This is a genomic window from Pseudofrankia sp. EUN1h (assembly GCF_001854645.1).
Taxonomy (GTDB): Bacteria; Actinomycetota; Actinomycetes; order Frankiales; family Frankiaceae; genus Pseudofrankia; species Pseudofrankia saprophytica.
Map to the genome: position 1 here is coordinate 49,285 of NZ_MBLN01000095.1, position 24,454 is coordinate 73,738.

Here is a 24,454-nt window from a genome sequence, read left to right on the forward strand (position 1 = left end):
CCTCACCGGCTCCGTCCCCTCGCCGACCCGCCAGGCCCCTGATCGCCCCCGCAGGAGCGAAGGTGCGGCATTTTCGCTCCTCCTTCGGCCGGCGTGCCAGGCCGCTGGTCGTCTCCGGAGGCCAGGCAGCGGGCGAGCGCCCGCTCTGCCAGCACCCCGACCGCGTGCCAGCGGTATGCCGCCGGGTCTCGCGGCCCCTCCGGCAGCTGAGCCGCCGCGCCGCGGGCCGCGTCGGCGACCAGCGCGCCGAAGCGGCGCGCGACGGCGGCCCGCGCCGCGTCGCCCCCTCCGGGCGGCGTTCCTCCCGGAGACGTCCCTGCGGGGGACGTCCAGTCGATCTCGGCCGTCGCGAAGCTCTCGGCCTCGGTGGCGCGCAGCGGCGTCGCGGCGACGCCACCGACGGCGCAGCCGACCTGACCGCTGGTCTGGTCCACGACCAGCGCGCAGGAGACCAGCGTCGGATAGGCCGCCTGCCGGCCGCCGATCTTGAGGAAGGCCTGCGGTCCTCGGGGGCGCGGGACGCGGATCGCGGTCACCAGCTCACCGCGGCCGGGTGCCCGGGTGCTGGCGAGGAAGCTGCCCAGCGGCGTGGCGCGCGGGCCGCGGCGCGCCGAGCAGGTCAGCACGTCCGCGCCGGCGGCGGTCAGGAAGGTGAGCAGGTCGCCACGCGGGTTCGCCGAGCCGAGCGCCCCACCGACCGTGCCGGCGTTGCGGATCTGGGCCGAGCCGACCGCCCTGGCGGTCGCGGCGAGCCCGGGCGCGGGAGCCCAGTCGGCGAGCTCGGCGTAGGTCACCCCGGCGCCGATGGTGAGCACGTCCGCGCCGACGCCCCGGGCGCGCAGCTCGACGACGCGGCGCAGCGCCACGATCGCGCGCGGCCGGCGCGTGCCGGCGCGCATCGCCGGTACCAGGTCCGTGCCGCCCGCGAGCAGCTCCGCGTCGCCGACCTCGGCGAGCATCCGGACCGCCTCCCCCACCGTGCCCGGCCTGTGCAGCGCGGCCGTGCTGCCTGTCACCTGGCCAGCCCTCCCGCCTGTCGCTCTCCGTAAGCATGCGCAAGGTTCAGGCCACCGGCAGCCGGTGGCTGGGCACAGCCGCCGACACCGGGTACAGGGCCCTGACCAGCGCGAGCGGCGCGAACGCCGCCTATCTGCGCGAGCCGTTCGACCGTCGACGATAGGACCCGCAGGTTACGGACGTGTTCAGGCCGGCGCCCGAGCGCGGGCGCCGGGGACGGCCGGGAATGCTCACAGCGTGTTACGTCACTGAACGTCGGTTAAGCCTCGGCGAGGCCCGGGAGCGTGGATGATGTGCGGAAGGACCGCCCACCCGGCCGACGACCCGGCGCAGGCGACCGGACAGCGATGACGATCACGGGGGCAGGGAGGCAGGTGGGTGTGTCACGCCGTCTGACGAACACGGACCCGGCGCTGCGGCACGGCTGGCACCCCGTAGCCCTCTCCACCGAGCTCGGCGACCAGCCGCTCGGGGTGCGCCTGCTCGGTGAGCCCTGGGTGCTCGCCCGGCTCGACGGCGCCGTCACCGCCTTCGAGGACCGCTGCCCACACCGGCTCGCGCCGCTGTCCGCCGGCCGGGTCGACGGCGAGACGCTCGTCTGCCCGTACCACGGCTGGCGGTTCGCCGCCGGCGGCGACTGCGTCGCGGTGCCCGCGCTCGGTCCCGGGGTGCCCGCTCCGCGCCGTGCCCGCGCCACGGCCGCCTGGGGTGTGACCGAGCGGTACGGCCTGGTCTGGGTGGCTCCGGACGAGCCGTTCTCGGAGATCATGGAGCTGCCGGAGGACGCGGACGACGCCTTCGACTCGATCTCGCTGGAGCCGTCGCGCACCACCGCCGCCGCCGGCCTGCTCGCCGACAACTTCCTCGACACCGCGCACTTCCCGTTCGTGCACGCCGGCACGATCGGCGCGGGCGAGGACATGGTCGTGCCGCCGTACCGCGTCGACGCGGACGGGGACGGCTTCTGCGTCACCCTGGAGCAGGAGGTCGCCAACCCCGAGGATCCCGGGGTGGCCGCCGGGATCCGGCCGCTCGTGCAGCGGCGCGTGTCCACCTATGTGTTCCGCCCGCCGTTCATGCTGCGGCTGCGCCTCGAGTACCCGGACGCCGGGATCACCAGCGCGATCCACTTCTGCCTGCAGCCCGAGGACGAGGGCGCGACCAGGGTCTACACCCGGCTGTTGCGCGACGACCTCGGCGGCGACGCGGGACGCCTGCGCGACGCCGCCCGCTTCGAGCAGGAGATCCTGGACGAGGACCTGGCGCTGCAGGAGAAGTTCACCCTGGACGGCCTGCCGCTGATCAGCGGCGACGGGGAGCTGGCCGAGGAGGTCAGCATCCGCGCCGACGCCGCCGGGGTGGCCCTGCGCCGGGTGCTGGCCGCCTTCGTCACCCGAGCGGGCCGTTACTCCCGCCGCCCCGGCACGAGCGCCGCCGACCCCGACGGCCGCCACACCAGGGCACCGCGCCGCCCACCCACCCGCGCCGGCCGCTGAGGCTGGCGCGCGGCGCCAGCCCGTCGGGCACCGGCGCGCCCCACGGACCTGTGCCGGGGCGCGTTGGGGCCGGTCCAGCCAGTAGCCGCTACCCGACAGCGCGGAAGCGCCGCGCGCGCCACTGATCGTCCTTACGATATTGCCGTGCGAAGCGCTGAGGGCGACACGCCCGGCCGCGGGCCCGGAAGCCAGGGGTCTGGGAGTCATGGTCCTGAGGGACGCGTGCCGGTGACCGGCACGATCGACGTGACCGGGCGGGTGGTGCCCGGCGCCGGCTGGGACGACCTCGACCCGGTCGAGTTCGATCGGCTGCGCCGCCTCGTCGGCGCCTACCGGGAGAAGGCCGACGAGCGGCTCGCTCTGCTCGACGACCTCGCGCTCGCACGGGAGCTCGGCGTCGTGCGCACCGTGCCCAGCGCCGCTGACCTCGAGGCCGCTGGCCCCGAGGCCGAGGCCGAGGCCGGCGACGCGGCCGCAGGCGACGACGCGGGCCCCGAGCGGGTGGAGATCCTGCTCGCGGGCCTGCTGCTGTTCGGCCGGCCCGAGTCGCTGCGCCGCTTCGCGCCCACCCACGAGGCCGCGATCCAGGTCTTCGACCGGATCGACGGGCTGGCGACCGGCACGAACGTGTTCCTGCGCTGGCCCCTGCTCCGGCTCGTCGAGGAGTTCCTGGCCCGGTTCCGCGCGCTGAACCCCATGCGGGAGGTGCGCTTCGACCTGGTCCGGATGCGCGTGCCGGTGTACTCGGAGAGCGCGTTTCGCGAGGCGCTGGCCAACGCGCTGATCCACCGCGACTACACGGCCCCCGGCGCGGTGCACGTGCAGTGGTCGGCCGACCAGATCGTCGTCTCCAACCCGTCAGGGCTGCCGGCCGGGATCACCGTCGAGAGCCTGCTGAGCGCCCCGCCGAGCCCGCGCAACCCGCTGCTCGCGGACGCGTTCCGCCGGGCCGGCATCGTCACGCGCACCGGCCGGGGCGTCAGCCACATCTGGCGCGAGCAGCTGCGGCACGGGCACGCCCCGCCCGACCACGGCCGCAGCGGTGAGCACGCGGTCGTCGTCGTGCTCCCCGGCGGGCGCCCCGACCTGGGCTTCGCCCGATTCGTGCTCAGCCACGAGCTCGGCGGCCGGCCGCTGTCACTGCCGGAGCTGCAGATCATCACCCGGCTGCGCCGGCAGTCCCGGCTGCGGACCGAGGACGTCGCCCAGATGCTCGCCGTCTCCAAGACGGAGGCGCGCCGGGCGCTGTTCCGGATGGTGCGGGCCGGCCTGGTGGACATCCGGGACGCGTCGACCCCACGGCGTTCCTGGTCGCTGTCCGAGTACACCGAGCGGGCGCTGCGCGAGTCCGCCGAAGCCGTCGCCGCGGCGGAGTCACCCGCGCGCGAGCCGGCGGCGGCCGGCTCGGCCGCTTCCTCGCCCCCGGCGGTGCCCGCCGACGGCAAGCCACCGGCCGAAGCCGCCAGCTGACGAGAACTTCCCCGCGTCAGGGCTGGACGTACAGGGCTTCGCCGAGGTCGGCGAGGGTCTGCAGCGGGGCGGTCAGCCGGCAGCCGATCGCCATGGCGGCCGCGTCGGCCGCGGCCAGCTGGCCGTCGACCGCCTCCCAGGGCGCGTCGCTCACGACGCCGCCCACCGGCAGCGGGCAGGCCGCCTGCACCCAGCCGCGGTCGACGACGACGAAACCGCCGCCCATGCCCTCCAGCGCCCGCGCGGCGGTGAGCAGGTCGGCGTCGTTCGCGCCGACGAGCAGCAGGTCGCCGGGCGGCTCGGTGATGGTGACGCCGACGGCGCCGCTGGTGAGCCCGACGCCGCGCACCAGGCCCACGCGCACCGGCTCATGGGCGCCTGACCGGTCGACGAGGGCCACCTTGAGCAGGTCGTGCTCGGGGTCGGCGGCGATCAGGCCGTCCCGTACCGTCGGTTCGAACCGCACGTGCCGCGCGGACGGCTCACCGACGGGCAGCACCGTCGCGGGCTGCCATTCGGGAATCGCGGGGGCGATCCCCGGTGCCCCGGGCACGACGGGCAGCCCCGGCAGCAGACCGGGCAGGCCGGCCGACCGCTGCGAGATCACCGGTGCGGACAGCGGCGACACGATCTCCACCGCGAGTGGCAGCGGCGCGGGATGACCGGGCCAGCGCGCCGCCGCGAACGAGCCGACGTGCAGGTTCGCCGGCAGGCGCACGCTGTCCACGGCCCAGCCGGGCACCACGTCAGAGTTGTCGAACAGCGGCCGGCCCTGGCCAGCGGCGATCCGCCCGCCCGCGACGACCAGGTCGGGCGGCTCGAGGCCGCCGATCTCGGAGACGATGAGCAGGTCGGCCAGGTGCGACGGGGTGATGGCGCCGAGCACGTGGTCGAGACCGTGCCAACGGGCGGGCGCGAGGGTCGCCCGGCGCACCGCCTCCGCTGGGGGCATGCCCGCCACCACCGCGCGCCGCACGGCACAGGCAAGCTGGCCGTAGCCGACCAGGTCGGCGAGCGTGCGGTGCGTGCCGGGGCGCTCCCCCGGCAGCAGGTCCGCGGGGGTGGGCCCGGTGCGCCCGGGGGGGCCGGGACGGCGCGCCAGCGCGCGCAACGGCGTACCGGTCGCGGTGGCGAGCCCCACGCCGCGTGGGCCGCAGCGCGCGGCGAGCCCGGACGGGTCGGTCAACACGGTCACCGTGCCGCGCGGCACCAGCAGCCGGGCCGCCTCGCCCGGCATCAGCAGCGTCCGCTCCGGCCGGACGCGGGCGTCGACGAAGGCCGGGAGCAGGTAGCGGCCCGAGGCGTCGAGCGATCGCCGGCCGGCGATCGCGCCCGGCTTGGTCACGGCGGCGATGAACCGGCCGACGATCGCGACGTCCCGATGCAGCAGCTCGCCCGTCTGCACGACGACGACGGTCCCGCTGTGGACCAGCAGGTCGGCGTCCTCCTCGCCGACGGCGACCCGGCGCAGCCGGGCCCGCTCCCCGCCGCTCGGCACCAGCCCCTGCCCGCCGACGACACCGGGCGCTCCGGGCGCTGGTTGGGCGCCCACCACCGCGCCTGGCACCGGGGCGGGCCCCACGACGAGGCCCGAGCCCGGCCATCCAGCCGCCAACCCCCGAGGAGTCGACACGCTCACCTCCGCTGAGGGGGTCGAGCGAAGCTCGACGCCGGGGGTCCGGCCGTTCGGCATACCCGAACGACCGCCGCCCCATTGTCGCAGGCAAGCACAGCACAGTCACCGATTGCTGCCAAGCATTAAGTACGCCGAAACACAACCGTCACACCGGGGCACGCCGGCCCCGGCAAACGTGGCGGGAACGAAGCGGGAACGAAGCGCGTCACTTCACGCGCGGGCGGGCCCGCCGCTAAACGAGCGGGGCGCGTGCGGGTGGGGCGTCGCCGCTTCACGCACGGCCCGGGGCCACCCCTTTCGGGTGGTCTGGGGAGTCCGGAAACCTGCTGGTTACGTGACCGGCTACCCGGAACGACCGGGATGCAGCGGCGTCACTTTCCGCGGGACGGTGCCGGGCCGTAGCGGGCGAGGACGACGGTCTCGATGATGCCGACGACGCCGTAGAGGGCGATGCTGACCGCGGTGATGACGATGACCGCCGCCCAGACGCCGCCGTAGTTGAAGGTCTGCTGCGCGTGCTGCATGTAGTAGCCGAGCGCCTTGCCGGTGGCCAGCCATTCGGCCAGCAGCGCGCCGATGATGGCGCCCGGGACGGCGATACGCGCGGAGGCGAACAGCGCCGGCAATGCGCTCGGAATGGCCACCTTGCGCAGCACCGTGAACTCGGAGCCCCCGTACGCGGTAATCAGGTCGGCGGCGGCGCGTGGCGTCGAGCGCAGGCCGAAGACAATGTTCACCAGGGAGGGGAAGAACACCACGATCCCAGCGATGACCGTGACGCCCACGAGATGCCGGCCGAAGACCAGGGTGATGATCGGGGTCATCGCGACCAGCGGTACCGAGCGCAGCACCATCGCGACGGGCATGAATGCCTGCTCGACGGGCCGGTACAACACGAAAAGCACCGCCACGACGATGGCGGCGACCGTTCCCGCGATATAGCCGGCCAGCGCGTCGCCGAGTGTCACCATCAGGGCGTCGAAGATCGCGTGCCGGTTGTCCGGCGCCTTGGGGACGGTGAACAGGTAGTGGTAGACGTCCTTCGGCGACTTCGCGACCAGTGGGCTGAGGTCGAACACCTTGAGGAAGGCATACCAGAGGACGAGGATCACGACGACCGAGGCGAGCACGGACCCGAAGGTCCGGCCGAGYCGGGAAAGCGCCGTGATGAGGATCATCGAGCTGGGGGCGCGTTCCTCAACCGGGGGCGCGACGGCCGTGGCCGGCGCGGGCTCGGTCGTGGCCTTGGGCGGGGCGGCGGCCGTCGTCACGATGCACCTCCGACGTTCCCGCGCGGCGCCCACGGCGTGAGCAGCCGGGCGACCAGCGAGGTAATGCCATACCCGATACCGGCGATGGCCGAGGCGATGAGCGCGAGCGCCCAGGTGCGGGGCACGTTGAACCCCTGCTGGGAGGCGATCATCGTGATCCCGATCCCCTTGTCGGCGCCCAGGTACTCGCCGATGATCGCGCCCAGCAGGGCGGCCGGCGGCGCGATCTGCAGCCCGGTGAAGGTGCTCGGCAGCGCCGCGCGCAGCCGGACGTAACGCAGCTGGGCGAAACGCCCGCCGCCGCTGGCCTTGATCAGGTCGAGCGTCGTCTGGTCCGCGGAGCGCAGGCCGACGAGCGTGCCGACCAGCGTCGTGAAGAACACGGAGATCCCGGCGAGCGCCGTCTGCGGCGTGGTGCCGTCGAACACCGTGGTGAGGATCGGTCCGATCGCGATGATCGGCAGGCAGTACGACGCGACCCCGATCTGCAGGACGATCCGGTCGACGACCGGGATCCCGAAGCACAGGACGGCGAGACCGATCGCGAGGCCGTTGCCGATCAGGTATCCCTTGAGCGCGATCCATACGGTCGAGCTGACCGGGCTCGACCACAGATGCCGGTCGGTCCACAGGTCCTTCAGGACCTCCCAGGGAGTCGGCACCGCGCCGCCGTGCTCGAACGCGGTCACCGCGAGAATCCACCACAGGGCGATCACGGCGACGGTCCCGATCAGGCCGCCGAGCCACGACGGCGCGCCGCCGGAACGGGCGCTGCCCGCGCCGCCCGGCTGGCCTGGGCCACCGCCCGTCGGGCCGACGGCCGCTCCGGCCGGCGTGTCCTGAATCGTCGTCATCGGCGCACCACCGCCGTCACGCTGCCTGCGCGCTGTCGTCGCCCTGGCCAGAGAACAGCAGGCTCGACAGCTGGTCGTGCAGGTCGTGGAACTGCGAGGTGCGCAGCATCTCCGGGGTGCGCGGGCGCGGCAGGTCGATGTCGACGATCGCGGCGATCCGCCCGGGGCGGGGGCTCATCACGGCGACCTTGTCGGACAGGATGACCGCCTCGGGAATGGAGTGGGTGACCAGCAGGGTCGTCGTCGCCCGCTCCGTCCAGATCCTCAGCAGCTCGAAGTTCAGCCGCTGGCGGGTCATGTCGTCCAGGGCACCGAACGGCTCGTCGAGCAGGAGGACCTTCGGCTCGACGACCAGGGCGCGCGCGATCGCGACCCGCTGGCGCATGCCGCCGGACAGCTGCGCCGGGCGCGCCTTCTCGAAGCCGGTGAGGCCGACCAGCGAGATCAGGTCGGCGATCACCTTCTTGTTCGTCCTGGTGCCACTCACCTCCAGCGGCAGCCGGATGTTCGCCTCCACCGACCGCCACGGCAGCAGAGCCGCGTCCTGGAAGGCGATCCCGAGGTGGTGGTTGCGGCGAGCCGTCGACGGCGGCTCGCCGTGCACCAGCACCTCGCCCTGGGTCGGCCCCTCCAGGTCGGCGAGGATCCGCAGGACGGTCGACTTCCCGCAGCCGGAGGGCCCGATCAGGGTGAGGAACGAGCCCTCCGTCGTGGACAGGTTCACGTTGTCCAGGGCGACTACCGACCTGCGGCCAAGGCGGAACTCCTTGCGCAGGCCCGCCACGCTCACCCCGGACCCCGGGGCCGGTTCGGCGGCGGCCGGCGCGACGCCGGCCGTCTCCTTACCAGGCGTGACTCCCGCCTCGTCGAGGGCGGACTCCGGCGTGGGCGTGGCGGAGGTGCTCATGTCGGTCTCGATTTCTCCCTGTCGAGTTCGTCAAGGACGCCCGGACGAAAAGATCCGATCGCCGCCGCCGTCTAGAGCGGCAGCTGGATCAGGGCCGGGTTCTCCTTGTAGATCTCGTCGATGATGCTGGTGTCGAACAGCTGCTCGGCGGTGATGTCCACCTTGGCCAGCTTCAGCGTCGCGATGTTCTCTTCGATGAGCGTCGGCGTGATCGTGAACAGGCCGTTCTTCTTGGTGTCGTCGGTGAGCAGCAGCTCGTTCTGGGCGGTCGACTCCAGCGTCTGCTCGGCCGCGTCGAGGCCCTGGTCCTTGCCGTAGATCTCGGCGGCGTACTTCGCGGCCACGGACGGGTCGTGGATCGAGTCCGCCCAGCCCTTGATCTCGGCCGTCAGGAAGGCCTTGATCTTGTCCTTGTCGTTCTTGAGGGTGTCCTCGGTGACCATGTAGGTCTCGGACACCAGGGGGTACTTGAAGTCCGCGAGCAGGAACGTGAACGTGTCGACGCCCTTCACCTTGAGCAGGTTCGGCTCGTTGGTGACGAAGGAGAACCAGGCGTCGACCTGCCCGGTGGTGAGCGGCGTCGGGTCGAACTCGACCGGCACCTTTTCGATCTTCGACGCGTCGAGGCCGTTCGCGGTGAGGAACGCGGTCCAGACGGACTCGTTCGTCGCCTGCACGCCGATCTTCTTTCCGATCATGTCCTGCGGCGTCTTGATCGGCTTGTCCGCCAGCGACATGATCGCGAACGGGTTCTTCTGGTACTGAGCGCCAATGATCCTCAGCGGCGCGCCCTGGAGGATCGCGTTACCCGTGATGTCCGGCGCGGAGATGCCGACGAACGCCTTGCCGGTCGCCACGTCGGCGTCCTGCGGGGTGGCACTCGGGCCGCCCGCGATCAGGTTGACCGCGGAGAAGCCGGCCGCCTTGTAATAGCCCTTCTGGTCGGCGATGTACGCGCCGGCGAACTCGACGTTCTTGATCCAGGAAAGCCGGTAGTCCAGCTTGCCGAAGGACGCCGCGCCACCACTGGTGGCCGCCGCCGTCGTCCCCGAGTCGTCGTCGTCGCCGCAGGCGGCGAGCAGGCTGCTGCCGCCGACCGCCAGCGCCGCGGCACCCACCGTGACACCCGCGCCACGCCGCAGGAAGCCCCGCCTATCGAATCCAGTCGTCACCGAACCCCCATCACATCGCCCCGGGGCGTAGATCCCCACCGCCGGCACATCCGGCCCACCCGGGCGGTTCTCCGGACGTTAGAAAGCGGGCGTATCGCACCCATCGCCCCTTTGTGAACAGCAGGTAACTCCACCTGGTTGTGACGCACTTGGCTCGCCCGCGCGGCCCCGAAGCGGACCGGCGCGAACCGCCGAGTGGACACTGACGGCAAGCAGGCGACCCAATCGGCGACGGAAAGTGACAATGTCCCGCGAATCGGGGGCGCGCACTCCGCTCACCGGGGCGGTCCGACCCGACGCGCGGACGATCGGTGTTACGCCATCGTCATCTGCTGGCCCTAGGTTGGCGCCGTGCTGCTGAGTCCGCATGAACAGGAACGGCTGCTGATCCACGTCGCGGCCAACCTCGCCAGGGAGCGGCGGGCCCGCGGCCTGCGGCTCAACTATCCGGAAGCCGTGGCGCTCCTGACCTCCTTCCTGCTCGAGGGCGCCCGCGACGGCCGCACGGTGGCCGAGCTGATGGCCGCCGGCCGCACCGTGCTGACCAGGGACGACGTCCTGGACGGCATCCCGGAGATGCTGGCCGAGGTACAGGTCGAGGCGACCTTCCCCGACGGCACCAAGCTCGTCACGGTCCACCACCCGATCCCCTGACTGTGTTCATGGTTCGCTCCGTCCGGACACCGCGCTCCGGCCCCTCACTCACGACCTCCGAAATCGGCTTCGCCGATTCCGCAGGGACCCCGTCGCTCCCGAGGGACCTCCGCGCGGTGTCCTCCTCCGCTCACGGGCGCTCCGGCGACCTCGCTGCGGCCCGGCCCACGTCGCTTCGCTCGTGGGCCGGGCCTCCGCGAGGCGCGCCTCCGCGCCAGCACGGTCGCCCACCGCTGAACGTCACCAGACCGAACCGACCCGATTCAGAGCTTGAGCCCTACCTGAACCACTTCGCTTCGCTCCGGCGCCAGGTCTCCGCGGAGGCGGACCTCCGCGCCGCGTGGTTGCGAAGCAAGCTTGGGGCTGGATCTCGAACGACACAGGGAGTGCGGATGCCGATCGTTCCCGGCGAGGTTCTGCATGACGACGACCTGATCGAGATCAACCCGGGGCGGCCGACCGTCACGCTGGTGGTGCGCAACGCGGGCGACCGGCCGGTCCAGGTCGGCTCGCACTACCACTTCGCCGCCGCGAACCCGGCGCTCGCCTTCGACCGGACGGCCGCCTGGGGACATCGGCTCGCCGTGCCCGCGGGCACGGCGGTCCGCTTCGAGCCCGGGATCGAGCGGGAGGTCACCCTGGTACCGCTGGCCGGCGGGCGTGACGTCCCCGGCCTGCGTCTCGAGTGGGCCGGCAAGCTCGACGAACGCGACGCGTCCCCGACGCCGCCGGCCTGACGGGCCCGGTCTGGCCGGTTCGTCTCGTCCCGCGTAACGAGCAGAAGCGAAGCAGAGAAGTAGAGAAGCAGTAGAGAAGCAGAGAGGTCCGATATGGCCACGCTGGACCGGTCGCGGTATGCCGCGCTGTACGGACCGACGGTCGGCGACCGGGTCCGGCTCGCCGACACCGACCTGTTCATCGAGGTCACCGACGACCTCAGCCGCGGGCCCGGCGGGGCAGGTACCGGCGACGAGGCGGTCTTCGGCGGTGGCAAGGTCATCCGCGAGTCGATGGGCCAGTCCCGGGCGACCCGTGCCCAGGGGGCGCCGGACCTGGTCATCACCGGCGCGATCGTGCTCGACCACTGGGGCGTGGTGAAGGCCGACGTCGGCGTCCGCGACGGCCGGATCGTCGCCCTCGGCAAGGCCGGCAACCCGGACACGATGGACGGGGTGCACCCGGACCTGGTGATCGGCCCCGGCACCGAGATCATCGCCGGCAACGGCAGGATCATGACGGCCGGCGCGATCGACTGCCACGTCCACTTCATCTGCCCGCAGCAGGTCCCCGAGGCGCTCGGCGCCGGCATCACCACGCTGATCGGCGGCGGCACCGGCCCGGCCGAGGGCACCAAGGCGACGACGGTGACCCCCGGCGGCTGGAACCTGGCCAGGATGCTGTCGGCGATGGACGACTGGCCGGTCAACGTCCTCCTGCTCGGCAAGGGCAACACCACGAACGAGGAGTCGCTCTGGGAGCAGCTGCGGGCCGGCGCCGCCGCGTTCAAGCTGCACGAGGACTGGGGCACCACGCCGGCCGTGATCGACGCCTCGCTGCGGGTCGCGGACGCGGCCGGGGTGCAGGTCGCGCTGCACTCGGACACCCTCAACGAGGCCGGTTACGTCGAGAGCACGCTGGCCGCGATCGCCGGCCGGGCGATCCACGCCTACCACACCGAGGGCGCGGGCGGCGGGCACGCGCCGGACATCATCACCGTCGTCGCGGCCGGCAACGTGCTGCCCTCGTCGACGAACCCGACCCGTCCGCACACCGTCAACACGCTCGACGAGCACCTCGACATGCTGATGGTCTGCCACCACCTGAACCCGTCGATCCCCGAGGACCTGGCGTTCGCCGAGAGCCGCATCCGGCCGTCGACGATCGCGGCCGAGGACTTCCTGCACGACATGGGCGCGATCTCGATGATCGGCTCGGACTCGCAGGCGATGGGCCGGATCGGCGAGGTCGTCCTGCGCACCTGGCAGACCGCGCACGTGATGAAGAAGCGCCGCGGCACCCTGCCCGGTGACGGTCGGGCCGACAACCTGCGCGCCCAGCGCTACGTCGCCAAGTACACGATCTGCCCGGCCGTCGCGCATGGCCTGGAGGGCGAGGTCGGCTCGGTGGAGGCCGGCAAGCTCGCCGACCTGGTGCTCTACGAGCCGGCGTTCTTCGGCGTCCGCCCGTCCGTCGTCATCAAGGGCGGGCTCATCGCCTGGGCCGCGATGGGCGACGCGAACGCCTCGATCCCGACCCCGCAGCCGGTGCTCCCCCGCCCGATGTTCGGCGCCGCTCGCGGCCCCGCCGCCGCCGGGTCGCTCACCTTCGTCGCGCCCGCCGCGATCGAGGACGGCCTGGCCGAGCGGCTCCAGCTCGCGACCCCGATGGTCCCGGTCCTCGACGTCCGCTCCCGCGGCAAGGCCGACCTGCCCGGCAACACCGCCACCCCGGACATCCGCGTGGACCCGGACACCTTCACCGTCACCATCGACGGCGAGGCCATCGAGCCCGCCCCCGTCCGCGAGCTGCCGATGGCCCAGCGCTACTTCCTCTTCTGAGAACGCTCCGCCAGTTGGAACGCTCTGCCAGCGTGAACGCTCCGCCGGGAGCAGCAGCCTCTCAGAACCACGCACGAGCAGCCCGCATAGAGCTCCGCGACGGCCATCGCGAAGCCGCGTTGGGCACATGGTGGGTCGTCCGGTAAAAATAGGGCGATTTATCATCTGCCTGCCGAGCAGGATCCGCGGACGGGCGGCATCTGCGAGAGAGGCGGGCAGCGTTGGCCGGGGCGTCGCTTCCTCCCCATCTGGACCCGCGGTCGGACGACGGCCGGGACGGGCTCGGCCCGAGGCGCGCGCGGGGCGGACGCCGCGCGCTGCGCGGGCTGCTCGGCGTGCTGTCCGCGCTGGTGCTGGTGGTGACCGCCGGCGGCTGGGCGACGTACACCTACGCCAACGGGAACATCAACCGGATCGGGCTCGACCTGGGTGACGACCGGCCCGACGAGAAGCGCGGCGTGGAGAACTACCTGGTGGTCGGCACGGACAGCCGGGCGGGAWCGGACGGGGAGTTCGGCAACGCTCCCGGCCAGCGTTCAGACACGACGATCCTGGTCCATCTGGCCGAGGACGGCACCACGACGATGGTGTCCTTCCCCCGTGACACGTACGTGCTGGTCCCCGAGTACACCGACTCCGCCGGCAAGAGCCACCCTGCACACAGGGACAAGTTCAACTCGGCGATCTCCGACGGCGGGCCGTCACTGCTGGTGAAGATGGTCGAGAGCCTGACCAGCATGCGGGTCGACCACTACGTCTCGATGGACCTCGAGGGCTTCAAGGCGATCACGGACGCGATCGGCGGCGTCGATGTCTGCGTCCTGCCCTCGAGCCTCCAGGAACACTTCAAGGACGACACGGGCCGAGCGCGGGTCAGCACCAATACGAACGACCCGATTAGCGGCTGGCGCGGCGGCCCCGGGCAGGCCATCCACGTGAACGGCAGCCAGGGCCTCGCGTTCGTCCGTCAGCGCCACGGCCTGCCGAACGGGGACATCGACCGGATCAAGCGCCAGCAGCAGTTCATCGGGGCGGTGTTCCACAAGGCGACCACCGGCGACGTCCTGACCAACCCGGTCAAGCTGCAGGGCCTGCTCTCGACGGCCACGTCCGCGCTCACCCTGGACGACAAGACCAGCATCAACGACCTGCGGGACCTGGCCACCCAGATGCGCGGCGTGGCCGCCGGCTCGATCCACATGGAGACGCTGCCGACACACCCGCCCACCGAGGCCGAGGGCGGGATCGGAAACAGCGGCAACATCATGCTGCACGGCGTCGCGACCTCCGTGCAGATCTACAACCCGGTCGACCTCGCCCGGCTCGTCGTCCCGCTGGGCGGACACGTCGACGGCGTCGAGGACACGGCGCCCCCGACCACCGAACCGGCCCCCGGCCCGGTCACGGTCCCGCCGTCGCAGGTGACCGTCGCGGTCTACAACGGCTCCCATCGGTCGGGGCTCGCCGCTCAGGTCACCAAGGACCTGACAGACAAGGGCTTCCACGTCTCCGGCACCCTCACCGCCGAGTCCCTCACCTACACCTCGTCCCGGGTGCTTTACGGCGCGGGCAAGGAGGACGCCGCGCGCACGGTGCAGGCGGCCGTTCCCGGATCCCTCCTGCGCTCCGACCCGACCGTCACCGGAATCCATCTCATCCTCGGCTCGGAGTTCACCGAGGTCGTGGCTCCCGTCATGGCGGGAGCCGACGGCGCCTCGGGCGGCGCCGCCTCAGGTCCGGCACCCGCCCCCACGACCGCGGCCCCACAGGCCCCCGCCGCTCCAAGCTGCACCTACTAGCGCGCCCGGCTCAGCGGCGACTTGCCCCTTCCCGTCGAGGGCGCGGGAGCTTCCGCGACCCGGTTCCCGGCCATCGGCCGGAGTGGCCGGCCGCGCGGGACTATCGGGCGGCGTTCTTGAGGAACTGGGGGCGGTAGTTGGCCTCGTCGCCGCCGAAGTAGCCGCCGCGGACGTGGCGGCGGACGCCGTCGTCGTCGGTGGCGCGCGACGCGGAGTGCCACAGGTAGCCGTCGTGCAGGATCACGTCGCCGCGCTCGGCGTAGACGGCGACCTCCCCAGGCACCTTCTCGAAGCCGAGCGGCATCGTGACCGGGGCCGGGGTGGTGGTGTAGCCGCCGGCGGGCCGGGCGTCGTCGGGCACCGCGATGTTGTTGACGTTGCGGTACGGCGCAGGGGTCGCCCAGTTGTGACTGCCGGGGACGACGCGCAGGAAGCCGTTCGCCGGGCTGGTCGCGTCCAGGTGGAAGGTGAACGCGAGCCCCGGCCAGACGTCGACGCTCGGCATCGCCTGCCAGTCGGAGTGCCAGCCGATCCGGGTGTAACCGGACTCGCGGCCGGGGCGCGAGTCCTGGTAGACGATGCCGGCCTTGTCCGACGAGTTGAGCCAGGCACCGTCGCCGATCAGCCGACGGATCACCGCGAGCAGCGGCGGCAGGGTCGCCGCCGCCAGCACGGCCGGGGAGAGCTCCTGAACGTGCTCGACGTAGTTGACGAACTTCTCGATCTTCTCGACGTCATCCAGGTACTTCGTCGACCCGTACCGTTCCGGCAGCCCGCCGGCGAGCACGTCGTCCTGAACCGCGGCGCACTCGGTCTCCATCCGGCCGGTCAGCTCGTCGCCGACCAGGCCGCGCAGGAGCACGAAGCCGAAAGACCGGTAGAAGTCCTCGATCTCGGCGAGACCGGGCAGCTCTCCGACGGAGGCCGGCGTACGCGACGACCAGTCGATCCCGGCCCAGTCGACCTCGAACACACCGAACGTCGCCGGTGTGACCAGCACGGTCGCCGGTGTAGCCCGCACGGTCGCCGTCTGCATGCGGCTGCCCTCCCGCGTCTCGGTGCTCGTCGGCGGCGCGGCGCGGACGCGGTCGCTCCGCCGACGAAGGGACAACCTCGGACGCTAGGTCCCCCCTGTTACCGCCGCGTTGCCCGCCGCTGTGACCGCGGCCGCGACGCAGGTCGGATCACCAGTCACCCGGCCAGCCGGGACCCGGTCAGCCGGAACCCGTCGCCGCGAGGACGCGTCGCTACCTCTTCTTTTTCTTCCCCGACGAGCCGCCCGAGCTGCCGCTGGACTTGGGCACGCACACCCACCGCTTCTCCTTGTCCGACCATTCCGCCTTGCTGGAGGCGGAGCAGGAGAAGTTGGCCGGCTTGGGCGGATGCTTGTGCCCGCAGGCGGTGAGCGAGCCGATCGCGAGAGCGGCGGCGATGGCCACGGCGGCCACGGCACGGGACCGCCGCTGCCGCCCGCGGCCGAGCCGGATGATTGGCTGGGCGAGCGGCCGCGCGGTGTCCGCCGCGTCCACCGCGGTGCTCGGGCCGGCCGGCGACACCTCGCCACGGACGGCCGGGCTCGCGAGGCTGGATGGCGCCGTGGGCACGGGATGCCTCCTTGGGGAAGACGTTCTGAGGGGCGACGGTTCTGGGGGCAGCGGCTCCTGAAGGGCCACGGCTCCGCGGGACCTACAGCTCCTTGGGACTTTGACCAAGCCGGCGGCGACGTTAGTGCATCGGAGGGGCCGTGATCACAGGAATGTCAGGCGAGCGACGGCCGGCGGCGCGCGCCGCCCTGCTCGTGCTGGCGGACGGACGGCTGCCGGCCGGCGGGCACGCGCACTCCGGCGGAGTCGAGGCGGCCGTCRTGGACGGCGGTGTGACCGGCCTGGACGACCTGGCCGCGTTCCTGCTGGGCCGGCTCGGCACCACCGGCCTGGTGGCCGCGTCGTTCGCCGCCGCGGCCTGCTGGACCTGCCGGATCGACACCGCGGCCCCCGCCGCGGAGGCCCCGGCCGCGGAGATCCTGGCCGCGGAGGTCGGCGAACTGGCGGGAGCCCCGGACACCCCGGCGGCCGGACAGGAGCGCGCGGCCCGGCTCGCCGCGCTGGACGCCGAGCTCGACGCCCGTACCCCGTCGCCGGCCCAGCGGGACGCGAGCCGGGCCCAGGGGCGGACGCTGCTGCGCGCGGGCAGAGCCGCCTGGGACCTGTCGCGGATCTTCCCGCCCAACGCTGGGGGTTCGGCCACGGGAGCCAGGCAGGCACCCGCCCCCCACCATCCGATCGCGCTGGGCGTGGTCGCCGCCGCGGCCGGGCTCGAGCCGGCGGACGCGGCGCTCGCCGCCGCTTACGGCGCGGTCGGCGGTCCCGCCTCGGCCGCCACCCGGCTGCTCGGCCTCGATCCGCTCGCCGTCACCGGCCTGCAGGCCAAGCTCGCAGACGCCATGGAGGCCACCGCCGCCGAGGCCACCGCCGCCGCCGAGGCCGCGATGGCCATGGGCCGGCCTGACCTGCTTCCCGCCCCGTCGGCCGTCCGCCTCGACCTGCTCGCCGAGCGCCACCGCGCGGCACCGGTCCGGATGTTCACGTCGTGACCCTGGCCGTGTCGACGCCAGGCGCGGTCCCGGCTTCCAGGCGGTAGCCCATGCCTCGGACCGTCGTGATGCGGGTGGCGCCCAGCTTGCGTCGCAGGTAGCCGACGTAGACGTCGACGATGTTGCTGCCGGGGTCGTAGTCGTAGCCCCAGACGGCGGAGAGCAGCTGCTCGCGGGCGAGCACCTGGCCGGGGTGGCGCAGGAACGTCTCGGCCAGGACGAACTCGCGCGCGGTCAGGTCGACGGCCCGGTCGCCGACGTGCGCCCTGCGGGTGCGCAGGTCCAGGGCGAGGCCGCCGCTGCGCAGCACGGTCTGCTCGGCCGCGGACCGCTCGGGTCGCAGCCGCAGCCGGACGCGGGCGAGCAGCTCCTCGAACCGGAACGGCTTGCTCATGTAGTCGTCGGCCCCGCCCTCGAGGGCGGCGACCGTGTCCCGCACACCATCGCGGGCGGTGAGCACGACCACCGGGAGCCGCGAACCGGCGGAGCGCAGCCGGCGCAGCACCGTGAATCCATCCAGGTCTGGCAGGCCGATGTCGAGGACGAGCAGGTCAACCTCACCGGAGAGGGCCACCTCCAGCGCTGACTGGCCATCGCTCACGCATGTCGGGACGAAACCGTTGGAACGCAGGCCCTTCGAAATGAAAGAGGCGATCCGGTGCTCGTCCTCGGCTATGAGCACTCGATTCGTCATGCCCACCCCCTGTCTGGTTCGGGACCGCCCGATCTGAGACCGCCCGATCCGTGTCCACCCGATCGGGCGCCGCCCGGTTCCCCGCCGTCCGGTTCGGGTTCGCGTAACGCGGGACGACGCGGCTCGTGGTCGCGAAGACCCTGATCCAGCAGGCTCAGCTCCAGGATGAAGGTCGCGCCCTCGCCGGGCTCACCACTCACCCGGACGGCACCGCCATGCGCCGTCGCGATCGCCCGCACGATCGCGAGACCGAGTCCCGCGCCGCCGCCGGCAGCCGACGGTGGCCGTGTGGGAACACCACGGGCGAAGCGTTCGAAGATGCGCGCCCGGTCGGCCGGGGCCACGCCGGGACCAGAGTCGGTCACCCAGAAGCGCGCGATGTCGTCGTCGACGGCCGAGCCGATCCCGATCGCGCCGCCGGCCCCGGTTTGCTGGGTCGCGTTCTGCGCGAGCTGCAGCAGCGCCTGCGTCAGCCGCTGCCGGTCGGCGAGCAGGCGGCCGTCGCCGACCCCCTCCAGCCGCCACGCGCGCGGCGCCAGTGCCCGCGCCTTCACGAACAGGTCCGTGGTGAACACGGCGAGATCCACCGGTTGGCGGCGCAGGAAGTCGGGCTGCTCCGCCTTCGCGAGCACCAGCAGGTCGTCGACCATCCTGCTCATCCGGTCGAGCTCGTCGAGGACGAGGGGGATGGTCTCGGCCCGCTCGTCCGGGTCGTCGCCGAGCAGTTCCAGATGCCCACGGATGATGGTGATCGGAGTGCGCAGCTCGTGGCCGGCGTCGTCGACGAAGGCGCGCTGAGTCGCGAACGCCTGCTCCAGGCGATCCAGCATGCCGTTGAACGTCCGCGCCAGCTCCGTGATCTCGTCCCGACCGTCCCGACCGTCCCGACCGGCGCCGGCCGCGACCCGACCCGGCCGGCGGACACCCCACCGACCGCCGACCGGGATGCGGCGCGACAGGTCCGTCTCCGTGATCGTCTGAGCGGTCCGGCGGACCATCCGCACCGGGGCGAGCACCCGTCCCGCGACCATCCACCCGGCGGCGCCGGCGACCGCCAGCGCGCCGAACCCGACGACGCCGAGCACCCGGACCACCTCGTCCACCTCGGCCCGTTCCCGGTCGACGAACACTGCCGACACGAAGACGCCCCGCTCGGGATGGCCCTGGACGCTCACCGGTACCGCGACGTAGCGCACCGCGCCAGCCGGCGTCGCGACCCGCCCGTAGTGCGGCTGGCCGGCCGAGGTGGAGGACACGAACGCGTCGATCGCCGCCCGGTCGCCGTCGAGCCGGTATGGCGGCGTCTCGGCGCTCCGGTAGGTGGGGTCGCCGTTCACGAGCGCGAGCATCGTCTGGTTGCGGTCCGGGATCGCCCGCTCCAGGTAGGTCTCCAGCAGGGCACGCACGTCGGCGAACTGCGACCGCTCGGTGGCCGGGTCGACGCTCTTGTCGACGAACCGGCGCAGCTCGCTGACCTCCTTGGCCAGGCCCTGGTCCACCCGCTCGTCGACCCGCGCGAGCAGCACCTGGCGGGCGGCCAGCACCGACCCGGCCAACGCCAGCGCCACGAGAAGCAGCTGCCAGCCGAGGATGCGCAGCCGCGCGGACCCGGTCACGGCACGGATCCTCACCAGACCGCTCGCCAGCCTGCGGGCCCTCGGCCACCCGGGCACCATGCACTGGAGCGTCCCGACACCGCCGAAGCCACGGATGAGGACACGATGAGAAGGCTCTCATCCGCCGAGCGCCCGCGGCGGGACGCCCAGGGCATGGACCTGGTGCTTAGGGCGTGGACTCCTGGGCCGGCAGCGACGGCGCGGGCTGCGCCGTACGCGCGGCCGGCTCGGGCGCCGTCGTCCGCGGCGTCCTCGCGCTGGCCGCCTCGGAGGCGACCGGCAGTGGCACCGGGCGGACGGGGACCGGCGCCGCGCTCACCCTGACCTCGCCCCCGTCGCCGGACCGCTGATAGGTCACCACCGGCAGCTCGGGCGGCGGGGAGGAGTCGGCGGAGGGCGTCGGCGCGGACGTGGTCACCGCTCCCCTGGCCAGAATCGGCCCGCCCAGGTCCGGAGGACGGGGCTCGCCGGAGGCGGACACGACCGCGGCTGCGAGGCCACCGATGACCGCCAGCAGCCCCAACGTCGCCAGCCCGATCCGCCAGGTCGCCGTTCGGGCCTCCAGCTCCGGCACCGCCCGGTCGCCGGCCACCGACCCAAGCGTGCCCGGCTGATCCGCCATGACCGCCATGGTAGGCGAGCCCGACGACAGCACCCGGCCCGCGCTCGGTCGAGGACGCACCGCGCGTGAGAGGCCTCTCACCGTCGTCTCACAGTCACCCCACCCACCGCCGACAGGCTCGGTCCAGGCCGGGCGATCGACACCGGCCGGTAACCGCCATCCGCCAGGCCCGTGCCTGGCCCGGATGCCACCGACAGGATCGAGGCAGCCCAACGATGAACGCTCCTACCCGTCCGACCCGGACCGCTCGACGGCTGCTCACCACCTCGGCGCTCACGGTCACGTTCGTCGGCGCCGTCGCCGGCGGTGTCGCGCTGCCGGTGGCGGCGGCCAGCGCCGCGACGCCGTCGCCGCGCGCGTCCGCTCCCGTGTCCGCTCCCGCCCCCGTCCCCGGCGACGGCCGCGCGCTGCCGCAGGCACCCGCCGCCGCCGACCCGTCCGTCCCCGTCGCCATCACCAGGATCCCCGCGCACGACGGCACCCCGGAGCAGATCATCACCGGTCCGCTGCCCACCGCTCCCGGGGCGGCCGCTCCGGTCCAGCCGCGCGGCGGCGTGGACACGGGACTCGGCGGCAGCCAGCCCACCGGCGGGCACGCTGGCGACGTCGCCCTCCCTCTCGGCGGCGCCGGACTGGGCGCCCTCGCCGGCTTCGGCCTGTGGCGGCGGCGGCGCGCGGGTGCGCGCGGGTGACCACGAGTCCGCCGGCCGGCGGCGGCGTCGCCGCCGGCCGCCGGCCCGGTTCCCGGCCGGGGCCCGGCACGCGGCGGCGCCACCGCCGGAGCGGGCTCGCGGCCAGCCTCCTGCTGACGGCCGCGCTCACGCTGGCCCTGGTTGCTCTCACCGGCTGCGGCGCGCGGCCAGGCCCGGGCGGAACGCCCACGGCCAGCCCGGCGGCGACCAGCGCGCTGGGCTCGGCGGACTCGGCAGGCTCGGCGGACTCGGCAGGCGGACAGGGCGGGCAGTCTCCATCGGCGGGCAAGGCCGCGGATCCAGTGCGGTTGCGGATCGCGGACATCGCCGTGACGGCACCGGTCGTGCCGCTCGGCCTGGACGGGGCGGGACGGCTGATCGCCCCGACCGGGTTCACCGAGGTCGGCTGGAACCGCGCCGGCCCGGAGCCGGGCGACGACGGCGTGGCTGTGATCGCCGGCCATGTCGACTCGAAGACCGGTCCGGCGGTCTTCTTCGGGCTGGCCAGGCTGCGGGCGGGCGCCACCGTCCTCGTCGACCGGGCCGACGGCACGACGGCGACGTTCGTCGTCGACCGGTCGGCCGAGTACGGGAAGGCCAGCTTCCCGGACCAGGAGGTCTACCACTCGGGCGACGGCGCCCAACTCCGCCTGATCACCTGCGGCGGCACCTTCGACCACTCCACCGGCCACTACGTCGACAACGTCGTCGTCTTCGCCCACCTGGCCTGAGCCAGACCGTCCCCAGCCATGGCGGCGAAGATCGCTCGCCAGTGAACCGAAAGGTCCTCAGGAACCCGGCACCTCAGAAACTCGGCACCTCAGAAACTCAGGGCTCTCAGCCCTCAGGGCCGAGGTGGCGGCGCAGGGTGACGGCGTCGGCGGCCAGCGCGGTGACCAGCACTCCGGGGCCCGCCAACGGCAACACGGCCGCTCCGCCCGGCGTCCGGGTGGCGCCGGGCGCGGGCGGCGGGATGACCGAGGCGGGCACGCCGAGCCCGGCCGGGCCGATACCCGCGGTCGGCGCGGGCGCGGCGATCAGAAGGGAGCCGACGGCCCGGGCGGAGCCGATCAGGGCGGCGCCGGTCAGGCCGAGGACGTCGGGCCCGAGCGGCAGCTGCTGGCGCAGCAGTGGCCGGTCGCCCGCGGGGGCACGGATGTCGACGCGCAGGTCCGTCTCGACCCGGCCGGACGGCTCGCCGAACCGGCCGAGCAGGACCTCCTCGCGCCAGCGCAGCCAGCCTCCGGCCGCCACCACCGCCCGCCCGACCATCCGATGCCGACAGCCGCGCACCGCCACCGTCGGCTCCGGCAGCAGGTCGAGCGCGCCGCCCGCGGCGACGTCCGCGTGGATCTCCAGCACGGACGGCCCGGGGCCGTGCCCCGGCATCGCCAGCGTGGCGGCCACCGAGCGCAGCACGAGCCGTACCCCGGCCCCGACGGTGATGTCGAGCCGCACCTGGTCGCCCGCGAGCGGCCCGGCGGCCGCCCCGACCAGGTGCACGGTGACGGTCGGCAGCGCCGGCGGCGCCAGGTCCTGTACCCGCGTGACCCCAGCCGCCGCCGCACCAGCCGACCCGGCGGCGGGCGCCTCGGCCGCGGCCCGCGGCGGAGTGGTGGTGCCGGTGTGCCGCAGCACGAGCGGGACGGCCGAGCGTGCCTCGACGACGCGCGCGGACCCGTCCTGACCGGCCTCGACCCGCAGCACGGCGTGGGCTCGCACCGCGTGCGCGCGCACCAGGCCGCGGCCGGCGCCCCGCTCTTCTTCGCCCGCCGCCGCGCCAGCCCACGTGCCAGCCTCGGCGATCGGGGTCACCAGGCTCCCGGGCCGTCGCCGTCGACGTCGACGGCGGCGCTCACCGCGCGCCGGGCAGGTCGATGCCGACAGCCGCGAGCGGGGCCATGGAATTCTCGTTCGCGCCGGCGCCGGCCGTGCGTGCCTCGACCAGCTGGGCCAGGACCCAGCGGGCGACGGCCGTCGCCTCGGAGTCCTCGACGAGGCTGGTGAACAGCACGGGACGGCCGTGGCGCACCGCCTCGGCGTCGCGGGCCATCACCGCGAGGTCCGCGCCGACCAGTGGGGCAAGATCCGTCTTGTTGATGACGAGCAGGTCGCTGCTGGTCACGCCGGGGCCGCCCTTGCGGGGCACCTTGTCGCCGCCGGCGACGTCGACGACGAAGATCTGCCGGTCGACGAGGCCGTAGCTGAAGGTCGCCGTCAGGTTGTCCCCGCCCGACTCGACCAGGATCAGGTCGAGCGGGCCGAACTCCGCGTCCAGGTCCTCCACCGCGTCGAGGTTGGTCGTGATGTCGTCGCGGATCGCGGTGTGCGGGCAGCAGCCGGTCTCGACGGCGCGAATCCTCGCCGGGTCGAGCACGCCCGCGCGACGCAGGAAGTCGGCGTCCTCGGTCGTGTAGATGTCGTTGGTCACGACGGCGAGGTCGACCTTGCCCGCGAGCGCCCGGCACAGCGCCGCGACCAGCGCGGTCTTGCCGCTGCCGACCGGCCCGCCTATGCCGACCCGCAACGCCCGCCCGGCCGGCACGGTCCGCGGGGCCGCGTCGACCGCCGGCATGGCGGTCTGCCAGCCGACCGCCGTCGCGGGCCCGCCGCCGATGGCACCACCGAGCGGCGAGTGGCCGTGCTCATGCAGGCCATGATCGTGGTCGAGGTGCACGCCGCCTCCCGGATGAGAACTCGTCTGCTCGCGACCCGCCGCGCGCCGCCGTGAGCCGGCCCGGCACCGGCCGCCGCCCCTCACTCGTCCCGCGCGACCTCCGCCGCTGTGGCCAGCCTAGACGAGTAATTCCGATCTCTGGTCAGTGGTCGTAGGCGATCAGGGAGCGGGTGACGGGCGCGGCGGTCTTGTTGTTGTGCCAGATCGCCGCGGCCATCGCCAGTAGGCGCTGGGCGACGCGGACCGCGACGCCCTCGAAGGTCCGCCCGCCGTGTTGTTCCAGGTCGAGTTGGCCCTTGAGGGTGTCGTTGACCGACTCGATGAGCTGGCGGACCTTCTTGAGCATCGGCTCGCCGTTGCGCGCCGTCTCGTCCTTGCGGTGCGGACGGAGCAGGTCGATGCGCTGCTCGGACAGTGCCGCCTCGAGGTCGTTCGAGGCGAACCCCTTGTCCGCGATCAGCAGGATCCGGTCTCGTTCGGCGATCAGGGCGGCGTCGTGGTCGAGCATCGCGGCGAGCACCTCCCGTTCGCCGATCTTCGGGTTGGCCAGTGCCCACAGGACGGGCATGCCGGTCGGGGTGCAGACCAGGTAGAGCTTGAGGCCCCAGTAGAACCGGGAGTGCGACGCGCAGTAGCCGTAGCCGGCCCAGCCGGCCATCTCGGAGCGCTTCACGGTCGGCCGGGACATCCCGCACGGGACGGGGGTGGCGTCGGTGATCCAGTGGT

At 73.4% G+C, this 24,454-nt stretch carries 23 protein-coding genes; 9 read left to right on the forward strand and 14 right to left on the reverse strand.

Going from position 1 to position 24,454, the window contains the following annotated elements; translation table 11 throughout:
* Positions 1–2 precede the first annotated feature (2 nt).
* Positions 3–1,016, reverse strand: coding sequence for an FAD binding domain-containing protein (locus BCD49_RS36095; RefSeq protein ID WP_007515195.1), 1,014 nt, complete (start codon positions 1,014–1,016; stop codon positions 3–5).
* A 381-nt stretch (positions 1,017–1,397) separates the two neighbouring features.
* Here BCD49_RS36095 and BCD49_RS36100 point away from each other — a divergent pair, with 381 nt between their 5' ends.
* A complete protein-coding gene (locus BCD49_RS36100; protein ID WP_007515194.1) occupies positions 1,398–2,513 on the forward strand; it encodes an aromatic ring-hydroxylating oxygenase subunit alpha in 1,116 nt (371 codons plus the stop codon).
* A 228-nt stretch (positions 2,514–2,741) separates the two neighbouring features.
* Positions 2,742–3,983 carry an ATP-binding protein gene (locus BCD49_RS36105; RefSeq protein WP_232794243.1) on the forward strand — a complete coding sequence of 414 codons (1,242 nt, stop codon included), beginning with the start codon at positions 2,742–2,744 and terminating at the stop codon, positions 3,981–3,983.
* Between the two features lie 16 nt (positions 3,984–3,999).
* Here BCD49_RS36105 and BCD49_RS36110 read toward each other — a convergent pair whose 3' ends face one another.
* The 5 genes from BCD49_RS36110 to BCD49_RS36130 form a co-directional block, all read right to left on the reverse strand.
* The gene (locus BCD49_RS36110; RefSeq protein ID WP_232794244.1) at positions 4,000–5,616 is read right to left on the reverse strand and encodes an adenine deaminase C-terminal domain-containing protein; all 1,617 of its coding nucleotides are present in this window, start codon (positions 5,614–5,616) and stop codon (positions 4,000–4,002) included.
* Between the two features lie 374 nt (positions 5,617–5,990).
* On the reverse strand, positions 5,991–6,890 hold the full coding sequence (locus tag BCD49_RS36115) for an ABC transporter permease (protein WP_007515191.1): 900 nt from the start codon (positions 6,888–6,890) through the stop codon (positions 5,991–5,993).
* Positions 6,887–7,744, reverse strand: coding sequence for an ABC transporter permease (locus BCD49_RS36120; RefSeq protein ID WP_007515190.1), 858 nt, complete (start codon positions 7,742–7,744; stop codon positions 6,887–6,889). The genes BCD49_RS36115 and BCD49_RS36120 overlap by 4 nt, the downstream gene beginning before the upstream one ends.
* Positions 7,745–7,760: 16 nt before the next feature.
* Positions 7,761–8,651 carry an ABC transporter ATP-binding protein gene (locus tag BCD49_RS36125; RefSeq protein WP_007515188.1) on the reverse strand — a complete coding sequence of 297 codons (891 nt, stop codon included), beginning with the start codon at positions 8,649–8,651 and terminating at the stop codon, positions 7,761–7,763.
* A 71-nt stretch (positions 8,652–8,722) separates the two neighbouring features.
* Positions 8,723–9,823 (reverse strand): ABC transporter substrate-binding protein, encoded by a 1,101-nt coding sequence (locus BCD49_RS36130; protein WP_007515187.1) that lies wholly within the window; start codon positions 9,821–9,823, stop codon positions 8,723–8,725.
* A gap of 351 nt (positions 9,824–10,174) precedes the next feature.
* Between BCD49_RS36130 and BCD49_RS36135 the strand changes: the two genes are divergently transcribed.
* The 4 genes from BCD49_RS36135 (at position 10,175) to BCD49_RS36150 (ending at position 14,834) form a co-directional block, all read left to right on the forward strand.
* Positions 10,175–10,477: an urease subunit gamma gene (locus BCD49_RS36135; RefSeq protein WP_007515186.1), complete on the forward strand. Its 303-nt coding sequence runs from the start codon at positions 10,175–10,177 to the stop codon at positions 10,475–10,477.
* A gap of 392 nt (positions 10,478–10,869) precedes the next feature.
* On the forward strand, positions 10,870–11,214 hold the full coding sequence (locus tag BCD49_RS36140; protein WP_007515185.1) for an urease subunit beta: 345 nt from the start codon (positions 10,870–10,872) through the stop codon (positions 11,212–11,214).
* Between the two features lie 93 nt (positions 11,215–11,307).
* The gene (locus BCD49_RS36145) at positions 11,308–13,035 is read left to right on the forward strand and encodes an urease subunit alpha (RefSeq protein ID WP_007515184.1); all 1,728 of its coding nucleotides are present in this window, start codon (positions 11,308–11,310) and stop codon (positions 13,033–13,035) included.
* 221 nt (positions 13,036–13,256) lie between these two features.
* Complete coding sequence (locus BCD49_RS36150; RefSeq protein ID WP_071042411.1) at positions 13,257–14,834, forward strand: LCP family protein; 1,578 nt, start codon at positions 13,257–13,259, stop codon at positions 14,832–14,834.
* A 100-nt stretch (positions 14,835–14,934) separates the two neighbouring features.
* Here BCD49_RS36150 and BCD49_RS36155 read toward each other — a convergent pair whose 3' ends face one another.
* Positions 14,935–15,870, reverse strand: a complete 936-nt coding sequence (locus BCD49_RS36155) for a phytanoyl-CoA dioxygenase family protein (protein ID WP_007515182.1) — start codon at positions 15,868–15,870, stop codon at positions 14,935–14,937.
* 211 nt (positions 15,871–16,081) lie between these two features.
* Positions 16,082–16,438 (reverse strand): hypothetical protein, encoded by a 357-nt coding sequence (locus BCD49_RS36160; protein WP_007515181.1) that lies wholly within the window; start codon positions 16,436–16,438, stop codon positions 16,082–16,084.
* Between the two features lie 152 nt (positions 16,439–16,590).
* Between BCD49_RS36160 and BCD49_RS36165 the strand changes: the two genes are divergently transcribed.
* A complete protein-coding gene (locus BCD49_RS36165; RefSeq protein ID WP_071042412.1) occupies positions 16,591–17,427 on the forward strand; it encodes an urease accessory UreF family protein in 837 nt (278 codons plus the stop codon).
* On the opposite strand, the gene BCD49_RS36170 is transcribed toward BCD49_RS36165, so the two are convergent.
* The 3 genes from BCD49_RS36170 to BCD49_RS36180 form a co-directional block, all read right to left on the reverse strand.
* On the reverse strand, positions 17,417–18,121 hold the full coding sequence (locus BCD49_RS36170; RefSeq protein ID WP_007515179.1) for a response regulator transcription factor: 705 nt from the start codon (positions 18,119–18,121) through the stop codon (positions 17,417–17,419). The two genes, BCD49_RS36165 and BCD49_RS36170, sit on opposite strands and share 11 nt — an antisense overlap.
* Positions 18,118–19,737 carry a sensor histidine kinase gene (locus BCD49_RS36175; protein ID WP_007515177.1) on the reverse strand — a complete coding sequence of 540 codons (1,620 nt, stop codon included), beginning with the start codon at positions 19,735–19,737 and terminating at the stop codon, positions 18,118–18,120. The genes BCD49_RS36170 and BCD49_RS36175 overlap by 4 nt, the downstream gene beginning before the upstream one ends.
* A gap of 166 nt (positions 19,738–19,903) precedes the next feature.
* Positions 19,904–20,359, reverse strand: coding sequence for a hypothetical protein (locus BCD49_RS36180; protein ID WP_131803635.1), 456 nt, complete (start codon positions 20,357–20,359; stop codon positions 19,904–19,906).
* 215 nt (positions 20,360–20,574) lie between these two features.
* Here BCD49_RS36180 and BCD49_RS45565 point away from each other — a divergent pair, with 215 nt between their 5' ends.
* Both BCD49_RS45565 and BCD49_RS45570 read left to right on the forward strand, forming a co-directional pair.
* Positions 20,575–21,051: an LPXTG cell wall anchor domain-containing protein gene (locus tag BCD49_RS45565; RefSeq protein ID WP_071042413.1), complete on the forward strand. Its 477-nt coding sequence runs from the start codon at positions 20,575–20,577 to the stop codon at positions 21,049–21,051.
* Positions 21,048–21,782, forward strand: a complete 735-nt coding sequence (locus BCD49_RS45570; RefSeq protein WP_241832467.1) for a class F sortase — start codon at positions 21,048–21,050, stop codon at positions 21,780–21,782. The genes BCD49_RS45565 and BCD49_RS45570 overlap by 4 nt, the downstream gene beginning before the upstream one ends.
* 106 nt (positions 21,783–21,888) lie before the next feature.
* Here BCD49_RS45570 and BCD49_RS36195 read toward each other — a convergent pair whose 3' ends face one another.
* The 3 genes from BCD49_RS36195 to BCD49_RS36205 all read right to left on the reverse strand — a co-directional run.
* The gene (locus BCD49_RS36195) at positions 21,889–22,866 is read right to left on the reverse strand and encodes an urease accessory protein UreD (protein ID WP_007520694.1); all 978 of its coding nucleotides are present in this window, start codon (positions 22,864–22,866) and stop codon (positions 21,889–21,891) included.
* A gap of 40 nt (positions 22,867–22,906) precedes the next feature.
* The gene (gene ureG, locus BCD49_RS36200; protein ID WP_007520696.1) at positions 22,907–23,728 is read right to left on the reverse strand and encodes an urease accessory protein UreG; all 822 of its coding nucleotides are present in this window, start codon (positions 23,726–23,728) and stop codon (positions 22,907–22,909) included.
* Positions 23,729–23,870: 142 nt separating this feature from the next.
* Positions 23,871–24,454, reverse strand: a 584-nt coding sequence (locus BCD49_RS36205) for an IS982 family transposase (RefSeq protein WP_071042416.1), incomplete at its 5' end; no start/stop codon positions are given.

Coding starts and splice junctions, on each gene's coding strand:
- BCD49_RS36145 (WP_007515184.1), top strand. CDS start 11,308: ATGGCCACGCTGGACCGGTCGCGGTATGCCGCGCTGTACGGACCGACG.
- BCD49_RS36180 (WP_131803635.1), bottom strand. CDS start 20,359: ATGGCGGATCAGCCGGGCACGCTTGGGTCGGTGGCCGGCGACCGGGCG.
- BCD49_RS36120 (WP_007515190.1), bottom strand. CDS start 7,744: ATGACGACGATTCAGGACACGCCGGCCGGAGCGGCCGTCGGCCCGACG.
- BCD49_RS45565 (WP_071042413.1), top strand. CDS start 20,575: ATGAACGCTCCTACCCGTCCGACCCGGACCGCTCGACGGCTGCTCACC.
- BCD49_RS36155 (WP_007515182.1), bottom strand. CDS start 15,870: ATGCAGACGGCGACCGTGCGGGCTACACCGGCGACCGTGCTGGTCACA.
- BCD49_RS36170 (WP_007515179.1), bottom strand. CDS start 18,121: ATGACGAATCGAGTGCTCATAGCCGAGGACGAGCACCGGATCGCCTCT.
- BCD49_RS36140 (WP_007515185.1), top strand. CDS start 10,870: ATGCCGATCGTTCCCGGCGAGGTTCTGCATGACGACGACCTGATCGAG.
- BCD49_RS36125 (WP_007515188.1), bottom strand. CDS start 8,651: ATGAGCACCTCCGCCACGCCCACGCCGGAGTCCGCCCTCGACGAGGCG.